The organism is Candidatus Hydrogenedentota bacterium (genome assembly GCA_016791475.1).
GTDB lineage: Bacteria > Hydrogenedentota > Hydrogenedentia > Hydrogenedentales > JAEUWI01 > JAEUWI01.
This window is the reverse complement of record JAEUWI010000160.1, coordinates 1-817: the sequence shown is the minus strand read 5'-3', so window position 1 is coordinate 817 and position 817 is coordinate 1. Positions and strand designations below refer to the sequence as shown.

Here is an 817-nt window from a genome sequence, read left to right as displayed (position 1 = left end):
CGATGAACACGTAGTCGATCTGGTCCAGCCCTTGCTGTCGTCGGCTCTCGAGGTAGACCTCGACTGCCTTCTTCAGTCGCACCTCACGAGCGACGAACGAGACCAGTTCGATCTCGGCACCCGCCAGATCGATGGTGGCAGGCGCCACCCACAGATTGGCGATGTCGGGACACGGCTGAACCACCTCGGCCAGGGGGCGATCCTCCACGACCACGTCGTACAGACTCGGGACCTCGGCGTGATGATCGATTCCCAGGGCAGTCGACGCATTGCCCTGCGGGTCGATGTCGAGCACCAGGACGCTCAGACCGGCCTGGGCGAGCGCTGCGGCGACATTGACGGTCGTCGTGGTCTTGCCCACGCCCCCCTTCTGATTGGCCACGGTGAGGATCCTGGTGTGCGGGGGCCGGGGGAAGGCCCGCCCCACCAGCGAGATCCGGCGGCGGGCGTTCTCGGCGATCTCCGCCGCCAGGGGGGTGGTGTCATCGACAGTCGGCAGGCTTGCCACCAGCTGCACCCTGTCCTCCTCGTTGAACGGGACAGCCGGCGCGAGAGGTGCGCCTGGAGGCTGCCATTGAGCCGACGCGGCCGGACGATCCACTGCCTGGTCGGGCACGGTGGCCACCGAGAGGCCACCCGCAGAGACCGCCGAAGGACCGACCGGCTGCTGCATCGCTGAACTCCCGTCGTCCGATTCGGGCAGGGCCGCCAGGTGATTGTCCCGCGAACCAGCGGTGCTCATGACCAGACCGGGGTGATCGATCGCTGTCGCTGAGGATGGCACGACTTCTCGAACCGGGTCGTCGCCGTCAAGTCC

1 protein-coding gene is annotated in these 817 nt (G+C 67.3%); it reads right to left on the bottom strand.

Annotated features, from left to right (window positions below; genetic code table 11):
- A partial coding sequence (locus JNK74_28450) for an AAA family ATPase (protein ID MBL7650119.1) occupies positions 1 to 499 on the bottom strand: 499 nt, incomplete at its 3' end.
- Positions 500 to 817 lie beyond the last annotated feature (318 nt).